This window comes from Stenotrophomonas sp. GD03680 (assembly GCF_029844625.1).
In the GTDB taxonomy this organism is placed as follows: Bacteria; Pseudomonadota; Gammaproteobacteria; order Xanthomonadales; family Xanthomonadaceae; genus Stenotrophomonas; species Stenotrophomonas maltophilia_P.
Window position 1 is genome coordinate 1 of sequence record NZ_JAOCKC010000013.1, and the last position, 19,732, is coordinate 19,732.

The 19,732-nt window shown below is 67.7% G+C and carries 18 protein-coding genes; 4 read left to right on the top strand and 14 right to left on the bottom strand.

The features are described 5' to 3' along the window. Window positions 1-374: 374 nt before the first annotated feature. The 6 genes from N5J29_RS13675 to N5J29_RS13700 form a co-directional block, all read right to left on the bottom strand. Window positions 375-812 (bottom strand): hypothetical protein, encoded by a 438-nt coding sequence (locus tag N5J29_RS13675; RefSeq protein WP_164153109.1) that lies wholly within the window; start codon window positions 810-812, stop codon window positions 375-377. Between the two features lie 11 nt (window positions 813-823). Then, the gene (locus N5J29_RS13680; protein ID WP_074899197.1) at window positions 824-1,027 is read right to left on the bottom strand and encodes a PspC domain-containing protein; all 204 of its coding nucleotides are present in this window, start codon (window positions 1,025-1,027) and stop codon (window positions 824-826) included. 63 nt (window positions 1,028-1,090) lie between these two features. Next, a complete protein-coding gene (locus tag N5J29_RS13685; RefSeq protein ID WP_053517888.1) occupies window positions 1,091-1,462 on the bottom strand; it encodes a YfeK family protein in 372 nt (123 codons plus the stop codon). A gap of 32 nt (window positions 1,463-1,494) precedes the next feature. Further along, a complete protein-coding gene (locus N5J29_RS13690; protein ID WP_053517887.1) occupies window positions 1,495-2,568 on the bottom strand; it encodes a class III poly(R)-hydroxyalkanoic acid synthase subunit PhaC in 1,074 nt (357 codons plus the stop codon). Between the two features lie 3 nt (window positions 2,569-2,571). Further along, a complete protein-coding gene (phaE, locus tag N5J29_RS13695; RefSeq protein ID WP_197624576.1) occupies window positions 2,572-3,678 on the bottom strand; it encodes a class III poly(R)-hydroxyalkanoic acid synthase subunit PhaE in 1,107 nt (368 codons plus the stop codon). Between the two features lie 22 nt (window positions 3,679-3,700). Beyond that, on the bottom strand, window positions 3,701-4,315 hold the full coding sequence (locus tag N5J29_RS13700) for a CDP-alcohol phosphatidyltransferase family protein (protein WP_053517884.1): 615 nt from the start codon (window positions 4,313-4,315) through the stop codon (window positions 3,701-3,703). Between the two features lie 343 nt (window positions 4,316-4,658). On the opposite strand from N5J29_RS13700, the gene N5J29_RS13705 reads away from it, so the two are divergent. After that, complete coding sequence (locus N5J29_RS13705) at window positions 4,659-5,309, top strand: class I SAM-dependent methyltransferase (RefSeq protein ID WP_065182725.1); 651 nt, start codon at window positions 4,659-4,661, stop codon at window positions 5,307-5,309. A 53-nt stretch (window positions 5,310-5,362) separates the two neighbouring features. Here the strand turns inward: N5J29_RS13705 and N5J29_RS13710 are convergent, their stop codons facing one another. The 5 genes from N5J29_RS13710 to N5J29_RS13730 form a co-directional block, all read right to left on the bottom strand. Beyond that, window positions 5,363-6,724 (bottom strand): MATE family efflux transporter, encoded by a 1,362-nt coding sequence (locus N5J29_RS13710; protein ID WP_204313645.1) that lies wholly within the window; start codon window positions 6,722-6,724, stop codon window positions 5,363-5,365. A gap of 115 nt (window positions 6,725-6,839) precedes the next feature. Continuing rightward, entirely contained in the window at window positions 6,840-7,472 is a 633-nt protein-coding gene (locus N5J29_RS13715) for a DUF2239 family protein (RefSeq protein WP_053517880.1), read from the bottom strand. Between the two features lie 93 nt (window positions 7,473-7,565). Continuing rightward, window positions 7,566-8,054, bottom strand: a complete 489-nt coding sequence (locus tag N5J29_RS13720; RefSeq protein ID WP_053517878.1) for an 8-oxo-dGTP diphosphatase — start codon at window positions 8,052-8,054, stop codon at window positions 7,566-7,568. Window positions 8,055-8,094: 40 nt separating this feature from the next. Beyond that, window positions 8,095-8,607: a DUF1249 domain-containing protein gene (locus N5J29_RS13725; RefSeq protein WP_053517876.1), complete on the bottom strand. Its 513-nt coding sequence runs from the start codon at window positions 8,605-8,607 to the stop codon at window positions 8,095-8,097. A gap of 177 nt (window positions 8,608-8,784) precedes the next feature. Continuing rightward, window positions 8,785-9,606, bottom strand: coding sequence for a pyruvate, water dikinase regulatory protein (locus N5J29_RS13730; protein ID WP_053517875.1), 822 nt, complete (start codon window positions 9,604-9,606; stop codon window positions 8,785-8,787). A 145-nt stretch (window positions 9,607-9,751) separates the two neighbouring features. On the opposite strand from N5J29_RS13730, the gene ppsA reads away from it, so the two are divergent. Beyond that, complete coding sequence (gene ppsA, locus N5J29_RS13735) at window positions 9,752-12,130, top strand: phosphoenolpyruvate synthase (protein WP_053517874.1); 2,379 nt, start codon at window positions 9,752-9,754, stop codon at window positions 12,128-12,130. A 156-nt stretch (window positions 12,131-12,286) separates the two neighbouring features. Beyond that, window positions 12,287-13,180, top strand: coding sequence for a mechanosensitive ion channel domain-containing protein (locus tag N5J29_RS13740; RefSeq protein ID WP_164153104.1), 894 nt, complete (start codon window positions 12,287-12,289; stop codon window positions 13,178-13,180). A gap of 161 nt (window positions 13,181-13,341) precedes the next feature. Here the strand turns inward: N5J29_RS13740 and N5J29_RS13745 are convergent, their stop codons facing one another. Then, the gene (locus N5J29_RS13745; RefSeq protein WP_053519658.1) at window positions 13,342-14,856 is read right to left on the bottom strand and encodes an acetyl-CoA hydrolase/transferase family protein; all 1,515 of its coding nucleotides are present in this window, start codon (window positions 14,854-14,856) and stop codon (window positions 13,342-13,344) included. A 318-nt stretch (window positions 14,857-15,174) separates the two neighbouring features. Between N5J29_RS13745 and glnE the strand changes: the two genes are divergently transcribed. Next, entirely contained in the window at window positions 15,175-17,970 is a 2,796-nt protein-coding gene (gene glnE / locus N5J29_RS13750; RefSeq protein ID WP_164151057.1) for a bifunctional [glutamate--ammonia ligase]-adenylyl-L-tyrosine phosphorylase/[glutamate--ammonia-ligase] adenylyltransferase, read from the top strand. A 111-nt stretch (window positions 17,971-18,081) separates the two neighbouring features. Here the strand turns inward: glnE and N5J29_RS13755 are convergent, their stop codons facing one another. Both N5J29_RS13755 and N5J29_RS13760 read right to left on the bottom strand, forming a co-directional pair. After that, entirely contained in the window at window positions 18,082-18,648 is a 567-nt protein-coding gene (locus N5J29_RS13755; protein ID WP_053520117.1) for a queuosine precursor transporter, read from the bottom strand. Between the two features lie 101 nt (window positions 18,649-18,749). Beyond that, window positions 18,750-19,709 (bottom strand): mitochondrial fission ELM1 family protein, encoded by a 960-nt coding sequence (locus N5J29_RS13760; RefSeq protein ID WP_164151055.1) that lies wholly within the window; start codon window positions 19,707-19,709, stop codon window positions 18,750-18,752. Between the last annotated feature and the right edge of the window lie 23 nt (window positions 19,710-19,732).

Genomic DNA, 19,732 nt, shown 5'->3' on the forward strand with positions numbered 1-19,732 from the left:
GTCCCGCGAACCCACCCCGCCCGGCCCCTGACAGTTCTTCGGGCACGTTCACCCACGGAAAAGAAAAAGAAGATCGAAAGCAAAAGCAGCCTGGCCGGCTGCATTTTGTAGAGCCGAGCCCACGCTCGGCTGCTTTCAGGTCAGTCCACGAAGCCGAGCGCAGGCTCGGCTCTACACGAGCACGTGCAGCGGGCGACCGGCTTCTGCTGTTCTTTCTTCTTTTCCGTGGGTGGTGCAGGCCACAGCCCTCTATCAGAGGGCGGTCGGGTTGGGGTCGCGGGGGTGTCCGCGGCATGGATGCCGCGGCCAAGCCCCCAGGGAACGGTTCACGGCGTCCATTGCCGCCCACGAGGGGCTGTGCCGTTGGCTGCAGACTACGGCCACCAGCCGTGCCCGAACCGGGCGTAATGATCCGCCGCCCGCTCGAACGGGTTGCGCGCACTCACCCCACCGCACAACAGGTACACCGGCAGGTACAACGGCCCCAGCACCATGTACTGGTACACGTGCGCACGTTCGTGATCATCCAGCCGGATCAGCGGTTCCACGCCCCACCCCGCCTGATGCGCATAGGTGCGGCAGGAAATGCCCAGGTCATGCCCGGTGTGCAGGATCACGTTGCCCAGGGTGATCGCCCCGCCGGGACCCCAGGGCCAGCGGTCGAACACCAGCGCGCAGTCAAGGCCGCTCCAGCGCACCGTCGCACCGCCCAGCAGCCCGGCCAGGCCTCCGACCAGGCCGATCAGCGAATTGGGGACGGTCCAGGCTGCACCCAGCACCTGCAACGCACGCAGCCAGATCGGCCGGACCATGGCAGGACGGTTCAATCGGCCTCGTTGGGAATCAGCAGCCACAGGATCAGATAGACCAGGATGCCGGGGAATGCCGCCGATGCCAGCGACACCAGTACGAAGACCACCCGCAGCAGCGTGGAATTCCAGCCGAAGCGATGCGCGATGCCGCCCATCACCCCGGCGATCATCCGGTCGTTCAGCGAACGCGACAACGTGCGGGGCGCGGTACTCATGGCGGATCCTCCTGGGAGTGCATAAGGCAGTCGAACAGGGCTCGACTCTACACCGCCCCCTGTCTACGGCGTGCGTTGGCGCAGCGCCTGCAGCCGTGCGCTGAACCATGCAGCCGACGCCTGCTCCGGTTGCCCGGGGCACTGGATGCGGTAGGCCTTGCCGCTCATGCTGCTCTGGGTAGCGGCGCGTTCGATGAACTGCTCGGCGCTGTCCACCAGGTCCTTCTTCAGCAGGTAGTCGTACTTGCGCTGCAGGTGCGCGCGCGCACTGCTGCCGTCGTACCAGCGGCCGTTGCGCTGGAAACGGCACTGGGAGCCGTCCAGGCTGGAGATCAGCTGCGCGATTTCGCCGCGCGCTACGGGGCCCGGGGCCGCAGGGGCCCATGCAGGGGTCAGCAGCAGCGCTGCAACCAGCAGTGATTTGTGCGACAGCATCCTTGGCTCCAGCCCGTCCAGAGCGCCTGAGACTAGCCCTTCCCGTCCCGGGCCTTCAACCAGCCATCAATCGTAGCTGGCACTTCGCGCTGCGCCCGTCCGGACACGTAGATTCCAATATGCCCCCCGCGGAAACTGGACTCGGTGTAGTCCTCCGTGCCCAGGCGCCCCCGCATCGCGCGCGACGCATCCGGTGGCACCAGATGGTCTTGCTCGGCATAGATGTTCAGCACGGGCAGGGTCACCTGCGACAGATCCACAGCTTCCTCGCCGATCCGCACCGTACCGTTCACCAGCGCGTTGTCCTGGTAGAACTGCTTGATGAAGTCGCGGAACGCCTCGCCCGCCAGATCCGGCGAATCGAAGATCCATTTCTCCATGCGCAGGAAATCCTCCAGCGCGGCCTTGTCATCGAGGATGTCCAGCAGGCCCACGTACTTCTGCACGTTCAGGCGGAACGGCTTGAGCATCAGGTAACTGGCATTCATCAGGTCGGCCGGGATGTTGCCCAGCGTGTCCACCAGCAGGTCCACGTCCACCTGCCGCGCCCAGTGCGAGAGCATGTTGTCGGCGGTGTGGAAATCAACGGGCGTCACCATGGTGATCAGCTTGCCCAGCTTCTGCCGGCGCAGCGCCGCATAGCACAGCGCGAACACACCGCCCTGGCAGATGCCGAGCAGGTCCACCGGGCCGCCGCTGCGCGCGCGCAGGGCATCCACCGCGCCCTCGATGTAGCGCAGCAGGTAGTCCTCCAGCGTCTGGAACCGTTCGGATCGATCCGGGTAGCCCCAGTCCAGCACGTACACGTCCTGCCCCAGTGCCAGCAGCTTCTGCACCAGCGAGCGATCGGCCTGCAGGTCAACCATGTAGGGGCGGTTGACCAGTGCGTAGACGATCAGCAGCGGCGTCCGCCGGGTCGGTGCCTGTTCGCCGACGAAGCGATAGAGCACCACCTTGCCATCACGCCAGACTTCCTCGCGGGCGGTCACCCCGTAATCGACATCTTCCACCTGCGGCAGCAGCTTCAGCCCTTCCATCAGCTTGCGCTGCATGGCCAGGGTCTCCTGCATCAGGTCATCGGCATTGAAGCCCAGAGGTCCCTTCATCGGTCATGTTTTCCGCGAGGAAGTACGGGATGTCGCCTTCCTGGCTGGCGCACGCTTTGCAGCAGCCTTCTTGACTGCAGCCTTCTTGACTGCAGCCTTCTTGACTGCAGCCTTCGGCGCTGGCGCCGCCTTCTTCGCGGCCGCCCTGCGAGTGCCAGGCTTCACCCTGGCCGGGGCCGGCTGTGCGGCCGGATCCACCGTCGCCGTACCCGCCAGCACCGTCACCTGCGCCTGCAGGCGACGCAGGCTGCGCTCCAGCTCGGCAATGCGACGGTGCGCGGCATCCATTTCGGAACGGGTCGGCAGGCCGATCCGCTCGCTTACCTGCTCCACTTCGCGCTGCAGCCCAGCGCGCAGGCGCATCTGTGCGTTGCCGAGGTCGGCATAGACCTGCTGGAACGGCTCGGACAGGGCCACCTTGGCGTAAGCCTCTTCGGCCGCCTCGATCCACAGGTCGAACATCGCCCGCGCGCTGGTCAACTGGCTGCCGGGCTGCTCATGCTGGGCCAGCCGCTGCTCGAACAGCTCGAAGGCCTCGTCCAGCGCCTGCCGGATCTGTTCGACATAGGCGCGTGACTGCTGCTGGTAATCCTCCTGCGCGCGCAGCAGGGCCTGCCAGCGCGCCTGGTGTTCACGGCCGGGACCGAAGGCGGGGCTCTGCAGCCACGGGCCCGCCTGCAGCTGCCATTGCTGCAGCCAGTTGGCGAACTCCGGCAACGAACCGCCGGCCTGGGTGCTGCCGCGCGCGCCCTGCAGCATCCATTGCAGCAGGCCATCCCCCTGGCCCTGCACTGCCTCACGCCAGGCCTGTGCCACTTCTGCGCTGCTGGCATCGCGACCGGCGAAGCGGCTGGCGACCTCCTGCATCGTGCCGTACCAGCTGCCCGCCTGCTCGCGGAACCGGCGCACCGCGTCCTCCGGCGCACCCGGCCCCTGCTCGGGCAGCATCTGGCTCCAGCCGTCAAACAGGCGCTGCCAGCTGCCGGCATCGCCGCTGCCCGGCGCACCGGCGGCGGAGGCATGGCGCAGGGCATCGCCCCAAGCCCCGAAATACTGCCGGGCCAGAGTCTCGAAATCGCTGCTGCCGGCGTCATGGGCCGAACTGGTCATCGCAGGCCTCCGCAGGATGCCGTCATGGCTTGGGAATACGCAGGGTCTTGCTGATCATCAGCGACCCGGACAGGGCGAACAGCAGCACCATCGGATGCAACTGCCACGGACCCAGCTGCCATTGGCCAAGCCAGATGTCCGGGCCGATCGCGTCGGTACCCGCCGCGATCGCCAGCACGATCACCAGCACCAGGCTGGTCGGGATCGGGGTGCCCTCGAAAAACTTCACCTTGCCCTCGTCGCCGGCCAGCGCCTCGGCAGTCACGTTGTAGCGGGCAAGGCGGCTGACGCCACAGCAGACGAAGTAGCTCAGCACCAGCCAGTCCCACCCGCCCTGCATGCCACAGGCATAGGCCAGCGCGGCCGGGGCCACGCCGAAGGAGATCACGTCGGACAGCGAATCCAGCTCGCGGCCCAGCGTCGAACTGGATTTGCGCCAGCGCGCGATGCGGCCGTCCAGCGCGTCGAAGATGAAGGCCAGCGGGATCAACGCCATGCCGAACAGCAGGTAGCCACGCTCGCCATCCTGCAGGAAGCGCATGGCGGCGAACACCGCGCCGGTGCCGCAGAAGGCGTTGGCCAGGGTGAACCAGTCCGCCAGCTGGAACTCGCGCAGCATCGAGAAGTGACGTTTCATGAAGTCTCACGGGGCATCAAGGGCCACAGGTTACCGCGAGCGCAGCCGCTGGCGACAGCACGGCCCGCGTTCCCCCTTCACCGGTCGCTCACGCATCGTCACCAGCGGTGAATTTTTCGCCACCCATCTTGACAGCCTAGGGGGGTGGCGCCTGTCGAGGCTTATCCACAAAGTTGCCCACGCGTAATCCACACCCCCTGTGGACAACCCGTTCTCACCGACTGCGACGGTGGACATTTGCTCATCACTTCTGGCGGGGTTTCCGCCCTTCCCAAGCCGGCTCTCTGGCGCTATGGTCAGCGGCGGACCCGCCGTCGCCACGTCCTGATCCCCTCACCGGACGATGCCGATGCTGGACGCAGCCACCCTGGCCGCTCAACTGCGGATGCCCCATGGCGACCACGCCCTGGACGTGGCCGACGCGATGAACCGCAGCAATGGCGGGCTCAACCAGGCCGCCATCCGCCTGCTCGCGACCGCTGCAGGTGAGAGCGTGCTGGAAATCGGCCCGGGCAATGGCGCGTTCGCGCCCCTGCTGCTGCAAGCGGCCAACAGCCGCTACCTCGGTATCGAACTGTCCACCGCCATGGTTGCGGCCGGCAACCAGCGACTGGCCTCGACCGGCCTGGGTGATCGCGCGGAACTGCGCCATGGCGACGCCCACGCCCTGCCCGTCACCGATGCCTGCGTGGACGCGGCGCTGAGCGTAAACACCCTCTACTTCTGGCCGAACCTGGCGCCGGTGCTGGACGAACTGGCGCGGGTGCTGCGCCCTGGCGGCCGCCTGTGCCTGGCGTTCGGCGATGCCACTTTCATGCGCGGTCTGCCGTTTGCCTCGACCTTCCACCTGCACGAACTGGAGGCGGTGGAACGCGCGCTGCGGATCTCGGGCTTCCGTGTTTCGGCCTGGCGGGCACACCGTGAAACCGCGGAAGGCAACGATGGCCAGCAGCGCGAGAAGCACTTCCATCTGCTGCTGGCGCACCGGCAGTGATCGTTTTCCGTCGGGGATGGCCCGGCGAGCGCAGCCGCCAGGCGCCCAGGCGCTCAGCCGGCAATCCGGCGCCGCCAACCGGCGAAGCAGAACAGCTGCAGCACCAGCATCATCACCAGTCCCAGCGGCCAGGCCCACCACAGTCCCGCCAGGCCATGCCGCGCATGCAGCCAAGCCGCCAGCGGCAGTTCCAGCAGCACGATGGCCGCCATTCCGAGCAGCGCCGGCCACACGACCGTGCCGCTGCCGCGCATCACGCCCACCAGCACCGAGGCGCCGCCCATTGCCAGCACGCCCCAGGCCACCGTGCGCAGCTGCTCTGTCGCCAGCGCGCGTACGTCCGGTGCGTCCAGGATCAGGCCGACCAGCCACGGTGCCGACAGCATCACCAGCCCCACCACCGCAGCCAGCAGCCCGCCCCCCAGCCACGCACCGGTGCGGGCGATCGCAGGCAGCCGCGCCACGCGCCCTGCGCCCATCGCGTGCGCAGCCAGTACAGTGGCGGTGATGCCCAGCGACATCGCCGGCAGCTGCACCCAGCTCATCAGCTGGTTGACCGCGCCATAGGCGGCGGTCGCCAGGTAACCGTGCCGGTTGATCCAGCCCAGCAGTACGATTTCGGCAACGGCCAGGCTGAGCATCTGCAGCGACGACGGCACCCCGATCCGCAACATTGATCGCGCCGTGCCCGCATCCACGCGCACCGCACGCAGCAGATCACGATCGGGTGCCAGCGGATGCCCCTGTCGGCGCCAGCGCCACGACAGCCAGGCCAACGCTAGCGTGGAAGCCAGCACCGCGGAGAATGCGGCGCTGGCTGCTCCCATCCTCGGCAGGCCTGCAGCACCGACGATCAGCAAGGGTGTACACAGCAGGCCGATCAAGGTGGCGATCAGCAACGCGTGCAGCGGCGACATCGCATCGCCCACCGCGCGGCTGACCGACGTTGCCAGCCAGAGCAGGAAGATCATCGGCACGCCGCTCAGCATGATGCGCGCGTAGGCGATGGCCTCACCCAGGATCGGCGCCGGTGTGCCGAGCGCCTGCAGCAGCTGCGGTGCGAACAGGTTGCCGACCACCATCACCAGCAACGACACCGCCAGCATCAGCGCGACCGCCGTTCCGGCGACCCGCCGCACCCGCACCACATCACCGCACCCCCACGCCTGCCCGATCAGCACCGTGGCGCCCGTGGCCAGGCCCATCGCCAGGGCCAGCAACAGGAAGAACATCGGAAACACCGCCGCCGCTGCGGCCACCGCATGTGCACCGAGCAGGTGGCCGAGGTAGATGTTGTCGAGCGTCCCGGAGGCCAGCTGCAGAGCGTTGGTCAACAGCATCGGCAGCAACAACCCGAGATAGGCGCGCCACAGGGGGGGCGACACAGGCGCTGCGGACAGTGATGGGGGATTCATGGGCATTCCATGGGCAAAGCGTTGCCCTGCCCGGCCAACGGGCCAGCAGGAGACGCAGGTGGGAGGAGTAACGGCCCGCGGTCAGCGCGGCCGCTTGCATGTGCGAGGCGGCAGGTCAGTCGTCGGTGCTGCCGGCAGGTTCGTCGAAGGCCAGACGCAAAGCGTGGCTGCGTACGTCGACGGGCCAGCTTTCCAGCACAGCCTGCAGGCGCGCGCGGTCGTGCGCGAACAGCGCACGCGTGGCTTCCTCGAAGCCGGGCAGATCGCCGCCGATGGTCTGCAGGAAGTGATACGCGCGCTCGGCGTTGCGGCGCTGCCGGTCCAGATCGGCACCGGCCCGGCTGGCCGCTTCCACCAGCCGCCGCAGCGCCACCGAGGCGCCGCCCGGCTGTCCGGCCAACCAGGTCCAATGACGCGGCAGCAGCGTGACCTCGCGCGCGACCACACCCAGTTTCGGTCGCCCGCGCCCGCGCGCCACCACCGGTTCATCGGTGGCCGCCGTCTGCACATCGGCGTCCGGGCGTGATGCCGGGAAGGCCTGGGCGATACGCACCAGCAGCTGCGCGACGCTGCCACGCGTGTCGAAATCCCGGGTCAGGCCGGTGGCGTTGTCGAACACCAGCAGCGGGCCGGCAGCCGCATCGGCACGCAGCTGCCTGAGCGCCAGCGCGGCGACGTCCGGCGTACCGGAAGCGACAAGTCGATGACCGTCGAAGCAGCTGAACGGCGGAAGGGGAGCATTGGACATGGCACGGGCACCGGGGCGATGCGGAAATATTACCCGGGCAATTTTATGGCGTCAATATCACCCGGGTATTAATCCGCACTGCCTCGACGCGGCTCACAGCCGGCTGAACGACCAGCTCTGCATGCGTCCGTCCTTGTACGGCATCACCCCGTGGAATGGACGCGGATCCGCGTCGAACACCAGCGGCAGGAAATTGCGGTCGCCCTCCCACATCGGCAGCGTGTCGAGCTTGTCCAGGTCCACCCACTCCAGCGTGCCCTCATGGTTACCGCCGTGCGGGCTGCCTTCAAAGCCGTCGATCACGAACACGAACCCGAACCAGTCCTCACCGTGCTTGCCGAAACCCGGCCAGCTGATGGTGCCGCGCAGACGCATCGAGGTACACGCGATGCCGGCTTCCTCTGCGATTTCGCGGCGCATGCCGGCTGCCACGTCCTCGCTCGGCTCGATCTTGCCCCCCAGGCCGTTGTACTTGCCCAGATGGTGGTCGCCGGGGCGGGTATTGCGATGGATCATCAGCACCTGGCGCCCGTCGGGCGAAAGCACATAGCCCAGGGTGGCGACGATCGGGGTATACGGCATGGCGGCATCCGGCGGCAGGTCAGCCCCGGATTATGGCCGATCAGCGCACCAGCGACAGGCGACGCTCGCCATCGGCTGCCGCGCTGCCGTCCGGATCGCGACGCAGGGTGGCCACGCCATGGCCACGCTCGGCCAGGTATTCCAGCCACTTGCCGAGGAAGGTGTTCATCCGCATGCGGTGGCTGATCAGTTCGGCCGGCGGCGGATACAGCCCCATGGTGTCCTGCCAGCGGCGGCCGACGTAGCAATGGGTGGTTTCAGCCTGGCGTGCGTCGCGGTACAGGCGCACATAGGCCGACGGGTCCGGCTCGCCGGTCACCGGGTCGGCCAGGTCGTAGGTCAGGCGCAGTTCGACGGTGTAGCGATGGCACTCGATCACGTCCAGGCGCACATCCAGACCATCACCCACCGAAGAGATGTAGCTGCCCGCAACCAGCTCGGCCGGTGCGAACAGGCGCACCAGGTGCCGGTAGTTTTCCGCATACAGGCCCATGAGCCAGCTCAGCCGGCTCAGGCGGGGAATGCGTTCGGTTCGGGGCAAGGCTCGGGCCATGGGTCGATCCTACACGTTGGTGGTTCAACGTGGGGGCGGTTCACGCCGCAGCCAACCCACCGGCCGCGATCGTCCCTGTCCAGCCACGCGCCGACGGGTAGCGCCGGGCCATGCCCGGCGAGCACGCAGCGCAGCCATCCAGCGTGGCCCGGCATCGCCGGCGCCGGCGGGAGAGGATCAGTACATTTCGCGCTGCAGCCCCAGCGTGCCCAGCACCTTGCTGGAGATTTCCTCGATGGAGGTGTGGGTGGTGCTCAGGGTCGGAATTCTCTCCATGCGGAACATGGTCTCGGCCGCCGCCACTTCGCGCCGGCAGGTTTCCAGATTGGCGTAGCGTGAGTTCGGCCGGCGCTCCTGGCGGATCTGCTGCAGCCTGTCCGGGTCGATGGTCAGGCCGAACAGCTTCCGCCGGTAGTTGCGCAGCCGCGCAGGCAGGCGGTCGCTTTCCAGGTCTTCATCGGTCAGCGGATAGTTGGCTGCGCGCACCCCGTAGTGCAGGGCCAGGTAGATGCAGGTCGGGGTCTTGCCGGCCCGCGACACCGCCACCAGGATCACGTCGGCATCGTCGTAGTTCACCGCGATGCCGTCGTCGTGGGTCAAGGCGAAGTTCATCGCATTGATGCGGCGGTGGTAGGTGTCGAAATCGACCATGCCGTGGGCCTGGCCGACCCGGGCCAGGCGCGGGCTGGACAGTTCCCGCTCCAGCGGCTCGATGAACGGCGCGAACACGTCCAGCATCAGCGCCCCGCTGTCTGCCAGGATCAGGCTCAGGCTCTGGTCCACGCAGGAGTTCACCACGATCGGCCGGACCTGGTAGCGCTCCCCCGCCGCCTGGATCCGGGCACAGGCTTCACGGGCCTTTTCGGGGTCATCGACGAACGACATGCGATCGGTAATGAAGCTGAACCCGGAGAACTGGGTCAGCAGGCTATGTCCAATGGTTTCAGCGGTGATACCGGTTCCATCGGAAACATAGAACACCGGGCGGATGGTCGACATGCGCGCTTTTACCCCCTACGAAGCCTAAAAAGGCCGCCAGCACAAGCTTGTGCCGACGGTACTCTGCCCGGCATCATATCGGCTTCTTCCTACGGACGCGGCCATTACAGCCCGCCTCGGGCGATGGCCAAACGGAGCATCGCGCTTGAACGAGAACATCCTGTGGTTGCACGAACTGCGTCTGGCCGACCTGGCCCGCGTAGGCGGCAAGAATTCGTCGCTGGGCGAGATGATCGGCAATCTGGCCGGTCTGGGCGTGTCGGTGCCAGGCGGTTATGCCACCACCGCTGAAGCCTTCAAGGACTTCATCGCGCACAACGATCTGTCCAAGCGCATCTTCGACAAGCTGGCCACGCTGGACGTCGAGGACGTTACCGCGCTGACCGCGGCCGGCAAGGAAATCCGTGGCTGGGTCATCGACGCTCCGCTGCAGCCGCAGCTGGACCAGGACATCCGGACCGCGTACGCCAAGCTGAGCGCCGAGAACGGCGGCGGCGACGTGGCCGTGGCGGTGCGCTCTTCGGCCACCGCCGAAGATCTGCCCGACGCCTCGTTCGCCGGCCAGCAGGAAACCTTCCTCAACGTCACCGGTGCCGACGATGTCGTGCACAAGGTCAAGGAAGTGTTCGCTTCGCTGTACAACGACCGCGCCATCGCCTACCGCGTACACCACGGCTTCAAGCATGAGGACGTGTTCCTGTCCGCCGGCGTGCAGCTGATGGTGCGCTCGGGCGTGGGTTCCTCCGGCGTGCTGTTCACCCTGGATACCGAATCGGGCTTCCGCGACGTGGTGTTCGTCACCTCGTCCTTCGGCCTGGGCGAAATGGTCGTGCAGGGCGCGGTCAACCCGGACGAGTACTACGTCTACAAGCCCACCCTGCAGGCCGGCAAGCCGGCGATCCTGCGCCGCTCGCTCGGCAGCAAGGCGATCCGCATGGTGTACTCGGACGTTCCCGGCGAGCGCGTCAGGATCGAGGACACTCCGGCCGAACTGCGCAACACCTTCTCGATCAGCGACGAGGACGTGCAGGAACTGGCCAAGCAGGCGCTGGTGATCGAAAAGCACTACGGCCGCCCGATGGATATCGAGTGGGCCAAGGACGGTGTCAGCGGCAAGCTGTTCATCGTGCAGGCGCGCCCGGAGACGGTGAAGTCGCGCAGCCACGCCACCCAGATCGAGCGCTTCGCGCTGACCGAAAAGGGCGGCAACGTGCTGGCTGAAGGCCGTGCCGTGGGCGCCAAGATCGGTTCGGGCGTGGCCCGCGTGGTGAAGACGCTGGACGACATGAACCGCGTGCAGCCGGGCGACGTGCTGATTGCCGACATGACCGATCCCGATTGGGAGCCGGTGATGAAGCGCGCTTCGGCCATCGTCACCAACCGCGGTGGCCGTACCTGCCACGCCGCGATCATCGCCCGCGAGCTGGGCGTACCGGCCGTGGTCGGCTCGGGCAACGCCACCAAGGTCATCGAAGACGGCCAGCTGGTCACCGTCAGCTGCGCTGAAGGCGATACCGGCTTCATCTACGAAGGCAAGCTCGGCTTTGAGCGCACCACCACCGATCTGGGCAACATGCCGCCGGCTCCGCTGAAGATCATGATGAACGTGGCCAACCCGGAACGTGCCTTCGACTTCGGCCAGCTGCCGAACGCCGGCATCGGCCTGGCGCGCCTGGAAATGATCATCGCCAGCCACATCGGCATCCACCCGAACGCGCTGCTGGAGTACGACCGCCAGGACGCGGCAACCAAGAAGAAGATCGACGAGAAGATCGCCGGCTATGGCGACCCGGTCAGCTTCTACGTGGACCGCCTGGCCGAGGGCATCGCCACCCTCACCGCGTCGGTCGCGCCGAACCCGGTGATCGTGCGCCTGTCGGACTTCAAGTCCAACGAGTACGCCAACCTGATCGGCGGCAGCAACTACGAGCCGCACGAAGAGAACCCGATGATCGGCTTCCGCGGCGCCAGCCGTTATGTCGATCCGAGCTTCTCGGCTGCCTTCGCGCTGGAGTGCAAGGCCGTACTGCGCGTGCGCAACGAAATGGGCCTGGACAACCTCTGGGTCATGATTCCGTTCGTGCGCACGCTGGAAGAAGGCCGCAAGGTGGTGGAAGTCCTCGCCCAGAACGGCCTGAAGCAGGGCGAGAACGGCCTGAAGATCATCATGATGTGCGAAGTGCCGTCCAACGCACTGCTCGCCGATGAGTTCCTGGAGATCTTCGACGGCTTCTCGATCGGCTCCAACGACCTGACCCAGCTCACCCTGGGCCTGGACCGCGACTCGTCGATCGTCGCCCATCTGTTCGACGAACGTAACCCGGCAGTGAAGAAGCTGCTGTCGATGGCGATCAAGTCGGCACGGGCCAAGGGCAAGTACGTCGGCATCTGTGGCCAAGGCCCGTCCGATCACCCGGACCTGGCCGAATGGCTGATGCAGGAAGGCATTGAATCGGTGTCGCTGAACCCGGACACCGTGGTCGATACCTGGCTGCGCCTGGCCAAGCTGAAGGCCAGCGCATGATGCGTTGAAGGCTGCAGGCTGACGTCGTTTTCATCGACGTCCGCCCATACTGCTGCTGCATGCAAGCCCCGCCTCTGCGGGGCTTGCTGTTTCTGGCGTGCGCGCACGCCCTGCCCTGCCCTGGGCAACTCCCTTTCGCAGCAGAGGACCACCCGCATGATCGCCGCCGCACCCGCTACGCCCGCCACGTCATCCTGGTTCCACACCTTGAACTGGGAGCGACTGCTGGAAACCTATGGCGTGCCACTGCTGGCCGCCATCGTGGTGCTGCTGGTCGGCCTGTGGGTGGCACGCCGCCTGTCCAACGCGATGCCGCGCGCGACCGCGCGAATGGGCGTGGACCCGATGCTGGGCAGTTTCCTGCGCAACGTGGTCTACGCCGCATCGCTGGTGATCGTGGTGGTGCTGGCCATCGGCACGCTCGGCGTGCAGATCACCCCGCTGCTGGCCGTGCTCGGTACCGCAGGCCTGGCCGTCGGCCTGGCGCTGAAGGATTCGCTGTCCAACATCGCTTCAGGCGTGATGCTGGTGACCCTGCGCCCGTTCCGCGTGGGCGATGTGGTGACGGTCGCCGGCCAGACCGGCACGGTACGCGAAGTGCGCATTTTCCAGACCGTCATCACCGGCGCTGACAACCAGCACACCACCATTCCGAACACCCTGATCACCGCGGCGCCGATCATCAACCTCACGGCCGAACCGACCCGTCGCGTCGAGCTGGTGGTCGGCATCGGCTACGACGACGACATCCAGCTGGCGCGCGATACCGCCCTCGCGCTGATGAAGGCCGACCCGCGCGTACTACAGACGCCGGTGCCGGATGTAGTGGTCTACGAGCTGGGCGCGCACGCGATCAATCTGGGCATCCGCTGCTATGTGAAGTCGGCCGACTGGTTCGGCACGAAGGTGACGCTGCTCGAGCAGATCAAGCTGGGCTACGACAAGGCTGGTATCAACATTCCTTACCCGCAGCAGGACATGCATCTGTACCTGCACGGCAAGGACGGTGGCGTGGTCGAGGCCGACGCGCTGGTGCGCGACACGCCCTGACCGCCGCGCCTCATCCCGCGCTGCGCGCTCGCCGGGCATGGCCCGGCGCTACCTGTTCAACCGCCCGGCACGGGTAGCGCGCTCGCCGGGCATGGCCCGGCGCTACCTGCTCGACCGCCCGGCACGGGTAGCGCCGGGCCATGCCCGGCGAACCCTATGCCTCAACCCTTCATCGTGCCCGTATCCAGCCACCGCTGGTGCCAGGACAACGCTTCCGGCAGCAGGTGCGGGGTGTGCTTGCCATAGCTCTCACGGCTGGCGCGGTCGAAGTAGTCCTGCAGCTGCGGGCGGAAATCCGGGTGCGCGCAGCGGTCGATCAGCACCTGCGCACGCTTGCGCGGGGTCAGGCCGCGCAGATCGGCCAGGCCCTGCTCGGTGACGATCACCGAGACATCGTGTTCGGTGTGGTCGACGTGGCTGGCCATCGGCACGATCGCCGAGATGGTGCCGTTCTTCGCCGTGGACGGGCTGAGGAACGCCGACAGGAACCCGTTGCGGGCAAAGTCACCAGAGCCGCCGATGCCGTTCATGATCCGCGTGCCCATCACGTGCGTCGAATTGACGTTGCCGTACAGGTCCACCTCGATCATGCCGTTCATGCCGATGCAGCCCAGCCGGCGCACGAGCTCGGGATGGTTGGAGATTTCCTGCGTGCGCATGATGATGCGCTCGCGGTAGAAGTCGATGTTCTCCTTGAACGTCTCGTTGGCCTGCGGGCTCAGCGCGAAGCCCGTGCACGAGGCATAGCTCAGCACGCCGTCGCGCAGCAGGTCGAGCATGCCGTCCTGGATCACCTCGGTGAACGCGGCCAGATCACGGAAACCACTGCTGGCCAGGCCTGCCAGCACCGCATTGGGAATGTTGCCCACGCCGGACTGCAGCGGCAGCAGATTCGGCGGCAGCCGGCCGTGCTTCACTTCGTGCTTGAGGAAGTCGATCAGGTGCGCGGCGATCTGCTCGCTGGTCGCATCGATGGGGCTGAACGGGCTGTTGCGGTCCGGGCCGTTGGTGCGGACCACCGCCACGATCTTGTCCGGGTCGCAGCGCAGCGCGGTATCGCCGATGCGGTCGTTGGCGTTGACCAGCGGAATCGGCTTGCGATGCGGCGGCAGCGCGGTGCCGTAGTAGATGTCATGCATGCCATCGACGCCGGCCGGCTGCCACTCGTTGACCTCGACGATCACCTTCTTCGCCAGGTCCAGCCAGGTCTTGTTGTTGCCGACCGAGGTGGACGGCACCAGCGAGCCGTCCTCGCGGATGGCCGAGACTTCCACCACGGCGGTGTCGATCTCGCCGTAGAAGCCGAACCAGACGTGCTGGGCGACGTGGCTGAGGTGGATGTCGATGTAATCCAGCTTGCCTTCATTGATGCGGTTGCGCGCATCCGGGTCGCTCTGGAAGGGCATGCGCATGGCGATGCCATCGGCCTTGGCCAGCGCACCGTCCAGCTCCGGCGCGGTGGAGGCGCCGGTCATCAGCTTGATCTGGAAGGGCTGGCCCTGGGCATGCACCGCTTCGATGCGGCGCGCCAGTTCCACGGGGACGGCCTTGGGATAGCCCGAGCCGGTAAACCCGCTCATGGCCACGGTTTCACCCGGCTGGATCAGCGCGGCTGCGGCCTCGGCGGAGACCACGCGGTCGCGGAGACGCGCGTTGGCGATGCGATCAACAGACATGACGACAGTGTTTCTGGGGGGAGCCTCGATTATCGGCCATCCCCCGGCGTACGGGGGGGCTACCTTCGTGGAATGGCTTTTCGCGGGCGGGGCTATCCATACCCGCCGGTTCTGTTTTGCAGTGCAGCGTGCAAAGTCCTTTCGCAGCCCGCAGGATGGCCCTGCATCCCGACGTGGGGGAGGGAGCAGAGCCCGCTGGCAGTTCGCTGCAAGCGGGCTTTTTTATTGCCCGCTGCCCAGGATGAATGCGCGCGATGGACGGCGGCGCAGCGACTTCCCGCCGTTGGCAAAGGCGCCCGGCGCCGCGAGAATCAACGCATGACCCTCGCCCCCGCCGAACTGCCCGCCGCGCTGCAGCCCCTGGTTGATCGTGCCCTGTCGCGCCTGGCCCAGGTGGTTCCGGAACCGATTCCGGCCGATCTGCGGCCCCTGCTGACCCACCTGGCCATCGCCAGTGACTTCGCTCTGGACACGCTGGTGCGGCAGCCCGGCCTGTTGTCGCAATTGGCCCAGCCGGGGTGCCCGCCGTTGCCGACGCCGGTGCTCGACCCGGTGCAGCCCGGTGAATGGCCGGCGCAGCTGCGGCGTTGGCGTGCAGCGATGTCGACCCGCCTGGTCTGGCGCGATCTGGCCGGGTTGGATGACGTGGCGCAGATCCTGGCCGGCGCCACCGCCCTGGCCGAAGACTGCCTGCGGCTGGCGCTGGACGCCCTGCAGCAGGAATTCGCACAGCGCCACGGCGTGATCCGTGATGACGAGGGCCGCGTCGAGCAACTTGTCGTATTTGGCCTGGGCAAGCTCGGCGGTGGCGAACTCAACTTCAGCTCCGACATCGACCTGGTCTACGCCTACCCGCAGGGCGGTGAATCGGACGGACCGCGTCCGCTGGCCGCCGAAGAGTACTTCGCGCGGCTCGGCCAGCGCCTGGCCAAGCTGCTGGATGAAACCACCGTCGATGGCTTCAGCCACCGCGTCGACCTGCGCCTGCGCCCGTTCGGCAGTGCCGGCCGCGTTGCGCTGTCGTTCGCTGCGATGGACCAGTACTTCCAGCGGGAAGGCCGCGACTGGGAGCGCTACGCCTGGTTGAAGGCACGTGCCGTGGCCGGTGATGTCGCCGCCGGTGAGGCGTGGTTGCAGACCCTGCGTCCGTTCGTCTATCGACGCTATCTGGACTTCACCGCGCTGGACGGACTGCGCGAGATGAAGGCTGCGATCACGGCTGAAGTCGCCCGCCGCGAACTGCATGAAGACATCAAACGCGGTGCCGGTGGCATCCGCGAAATCGAATTCCTGTGCCAGGCACTGCAGCTGATCCGTGGCGGCCGCGAACCGGCCCTGCGTGAACGTCGTCTGCTGGTGGCGCTGCAGGCGCTGGTGGCGGCGGGCCAGATCGCGCCCGAGGACGGCGCATCGCTGGAGCAGGCCTACCTGTTCCTGCGCCGCCTGGAGAACCGGCTGCAGATGCTGCGCGATGCGCAGACGCATGTGCTGCCCAGCGATGCGATCGACCGCGAGCGCATCGCCCTGGGCCTGGGTTACCCGGACTGGGAGGCGCTGCGCGCTGCACTGGCCGTGCAGCAGCAGCGGGTCAGCACCGAGTTCGCTGCATTGCTGGCACCGCGCAAGGGCCAGGCGGCGCCGGACGCGCTGGCCAACTACTGGCGCAGCCTGCCGGGTGGCAGTGACGCGCCGTTGCTGGCCGAAGCCGGTTTCCTCGATGCGAACGGCGCCGATCAGTCGCTGCGCGATTTCGCGCAGAGCACCGGCGTGAAGTCGCTGTCCGACGCCGCGCGCGCGCGGCTGGACCGCGTGCTGCCGGCGCTGCTGCACGCCGCCACGCGCTCGCCGCAACCGGATGCCGCGCTCAAGCGCGTACTCGGCCTGCTGCAGGCGGTGCTGCGCCGGACCAGTTATCTGGCCCTGCTGGACGAACAGCCCAGTGCGCTGGCGCGGCTGGTGGATGTGCTGGCGCGCAGCGCGCTGCTGGCCGAGCGCCTGGCGGCCTATCCGTTGCTGCTGGACGAACTGCTGGACGTGCGCGTGTCCGGCCCGATGCCGGATGCGGCCGGCATGCTGGCCGAATGCCAGCAGGCGCTGACGGTCGAAGACCCGGAAGCCGCGTTGCGCTGGCTCAACGAAACCCGGCTGGCCCTAAGTTTCCGCATGGCGATGGCCACGCTGGACGGCCGCCAGGGCGCGGTCGACAGCACCCGCCAACTGGCCGAGCTGGCGCAGGCGGTGGTGGTCACGGTGCTGGCCATGGCCGAGTCCGACATGCAGGCCGCCCACGGCGGCATTCCCGGCGGGCGCTTTGCGATCATCGGCTATGGCAGCCTGGGGGGCCTCGAACTCGGCTTCGGTTCCGATCTGGACCTGGTATTCCTGCACGATCATCCGGCGGGCGTGGAGGCCAGCGATGGCGCGCGCGCGCTGGAGCCGGGACGCTGGTACGCCAGGCTGGCACAGAAGGTGATGGCCCTGCTCGGCGCGGTCACCGCCGCCGGTCGCCTGTACGACATCGACGTGCGCCTGCGGCCGGACGGCGGCAAAGGCTCGCTGGTCTCGTCGCTGGCCAGTTACACCGAATACCAGCGCGAACGCGCGTGGACCTGGGAGCATCAGGCGCTGGTGCGCGCGCGCGGCGTGGCCGGTGATGCCAGCCTGCTGGCCGACTTCGAGCAGGTGCGTGCGCAGACCCTGGGCCGTGCACGCGACCCCGCCACCCTCTATGCCGATGTGCTGAAGATGCGAGGGCGCATGCGCACCGAACTGGACCGCAGCGATGCCGCGCGCATCGACCTGAAGCAGGGCGCCGGTGGCGTGGTGGACCTGGAGTTCCTGCTGCAGACCGGTGTGCTCGAGCGCAGTGCACAGGTACCGGCGCTGCTGTCACCCCGCGATACGCCGTCGTTGATCGATGCATTGGCCGCAGCGGAATTCCTGCCGGTCGCCACCGCGCAGGCACTGCACGCTGCGCATGCCACGCTGCTGGATGTGGGCCTGGCCTGCACGCTGGACCGTCGCCCGCGGCTGGCACCGACCACACCGGCCATCGAAGCGGCCTGCGCAGCAATCAGTGCGGCCTGCCGGGCGGCCGGCCTGCCGTTCGGCTGATCGGCGGCGAGGCCGCCGGGCACGACCCGGCACTACCCGAACAGGCGCGCTGCGCCATGCCGGCGTCATCCAAACAAACGCAACGGTAGCGCCGGGCCATGCCCGGCGGAATCACCGCGCGCTTTCCGCGCGCAGCGGCGCCATCTTCCACAGCAGCGCGCGGAACGGCGCCAGCAGGCACACGCCGATGGCCAGCTTCACGGCCAGATCGCCTGCCGCCCAGCTCACCCACGGCAGACTGGAACCGGCAAAGGCGATCGACCAGAAGATCGTGGTGTCCACCGTCGCGCTGCAGGTGGTGGCTACCATCGGCGCACGCCACCAACTGCCCCGGCGCAGGCGGTCGAACACGGTGATGTCCAGCAGCTGCGCCACGATGAAGGCCGAGCACGATGCGATGGCGATGCGCGGCGTCGCCACCCAGACCGACAACAGCACCGCCACCGCGAAACCGATCCAGGCTACGCGCCGGGCGGGTCCCGGGCCGAAGCGACGGTTGATCAGATTGCTCACCAGGAACGCGACGGGATAGCTGAACGCACCCCAGGTCAGCCAGTCGTTGATCGGGTACTGCACCAGCACGTTCGACAGCAGCACCACCGCGCCCATCGCCAGCACGGCCAGCACCAGGGCGCGCGGGGTCAGCGGGGCAAAAACGGGGGCGGGACGCACGGACATGGCGAGCCAGGAGGACAAGGGGAATCGCCCATTATCCGCGCGGCCAAAGGCAAATCCAAAACCACCCGTTCAGGAACACACCAGCCGTCAACGGTGGGGCGTTACCCCAATGCCAGCCGCGCCCTGACCTCGGCGGCGATGCGCGCGGTTTCGCGCAGTGGTTCGATGCGGTCGTACTGCCAGTCCAGCCAGCGTGTCTGCAATCGCCCGCGCTCGTGCAGCTGCTGCTGGAAGCGGGCGAGGCGTCCCTGCGCGGTCTCCGCCAGCGCCACCATCACCGGCATGCGCGTGGCGCAGGCTTCAGAGAGCAGGTTCACCGAATCGGGCGATACCACCACCCGGTTGGCCCAGCCGAGCAGGCCGCCATACGGATTCACCCCGTCGCCGCCGTCGCCCCAGATCACGTGCGGCAGGTCGGCGAAGGTCGCGCGCAGGATCTCGGCCAGTGCCGGCGGGGTGCGTCGCGAGGTGGTGGCCAGCAGGCTGCCGCCTTCACTGCGGATCTGCGCGGCCAGGGCGCGGAACACACCGACCATCGCCGTTTCGTCCCACGGCGCCAGCGGCGTCGGGCCGCCCACCAGCAGTGCAGTGCGCGGACCGGGCAGGGTGCTGAAGCCGGCGAACGCGGCCCGTCCCCAGGCCAGCCAGTCGTCATCGACCGGGTTGAGGCTGCCGATCAAGGTCAGCACATTGCTGCCGCGCAGGCGATCATGCTCGGGTACCACCACCACGTCCCAATGCCTGGCGCCGATGCGCGGGTCGAGGATCTGCACCACCTGCGTGCCGCGGGCGCGCAGCACGCGCAGCGCACCGGCGGCCTGGCGGCCACAGCCGATCGCCAGCGCAGGGGGCTCGGCAGCCAGTGCCGCGAACGCATCGCCGTAGCCGTTGGCATCCCCGGGCAGGCGCCGCGGGGTGACCCAGCGCCAGGGCGCCCGAGGCTGTAGTACCACGGGTCGATAGGTGCCCTGGCGCAGCGCCGAGGCCAGCGCGACCGCTTGGCGGACATTGCCTGCACGGCCATCGGTGACCGTCCACGGTGCGCTCGATCGTTTCACCATTGGCATTAATTCGTTTCAGCCCT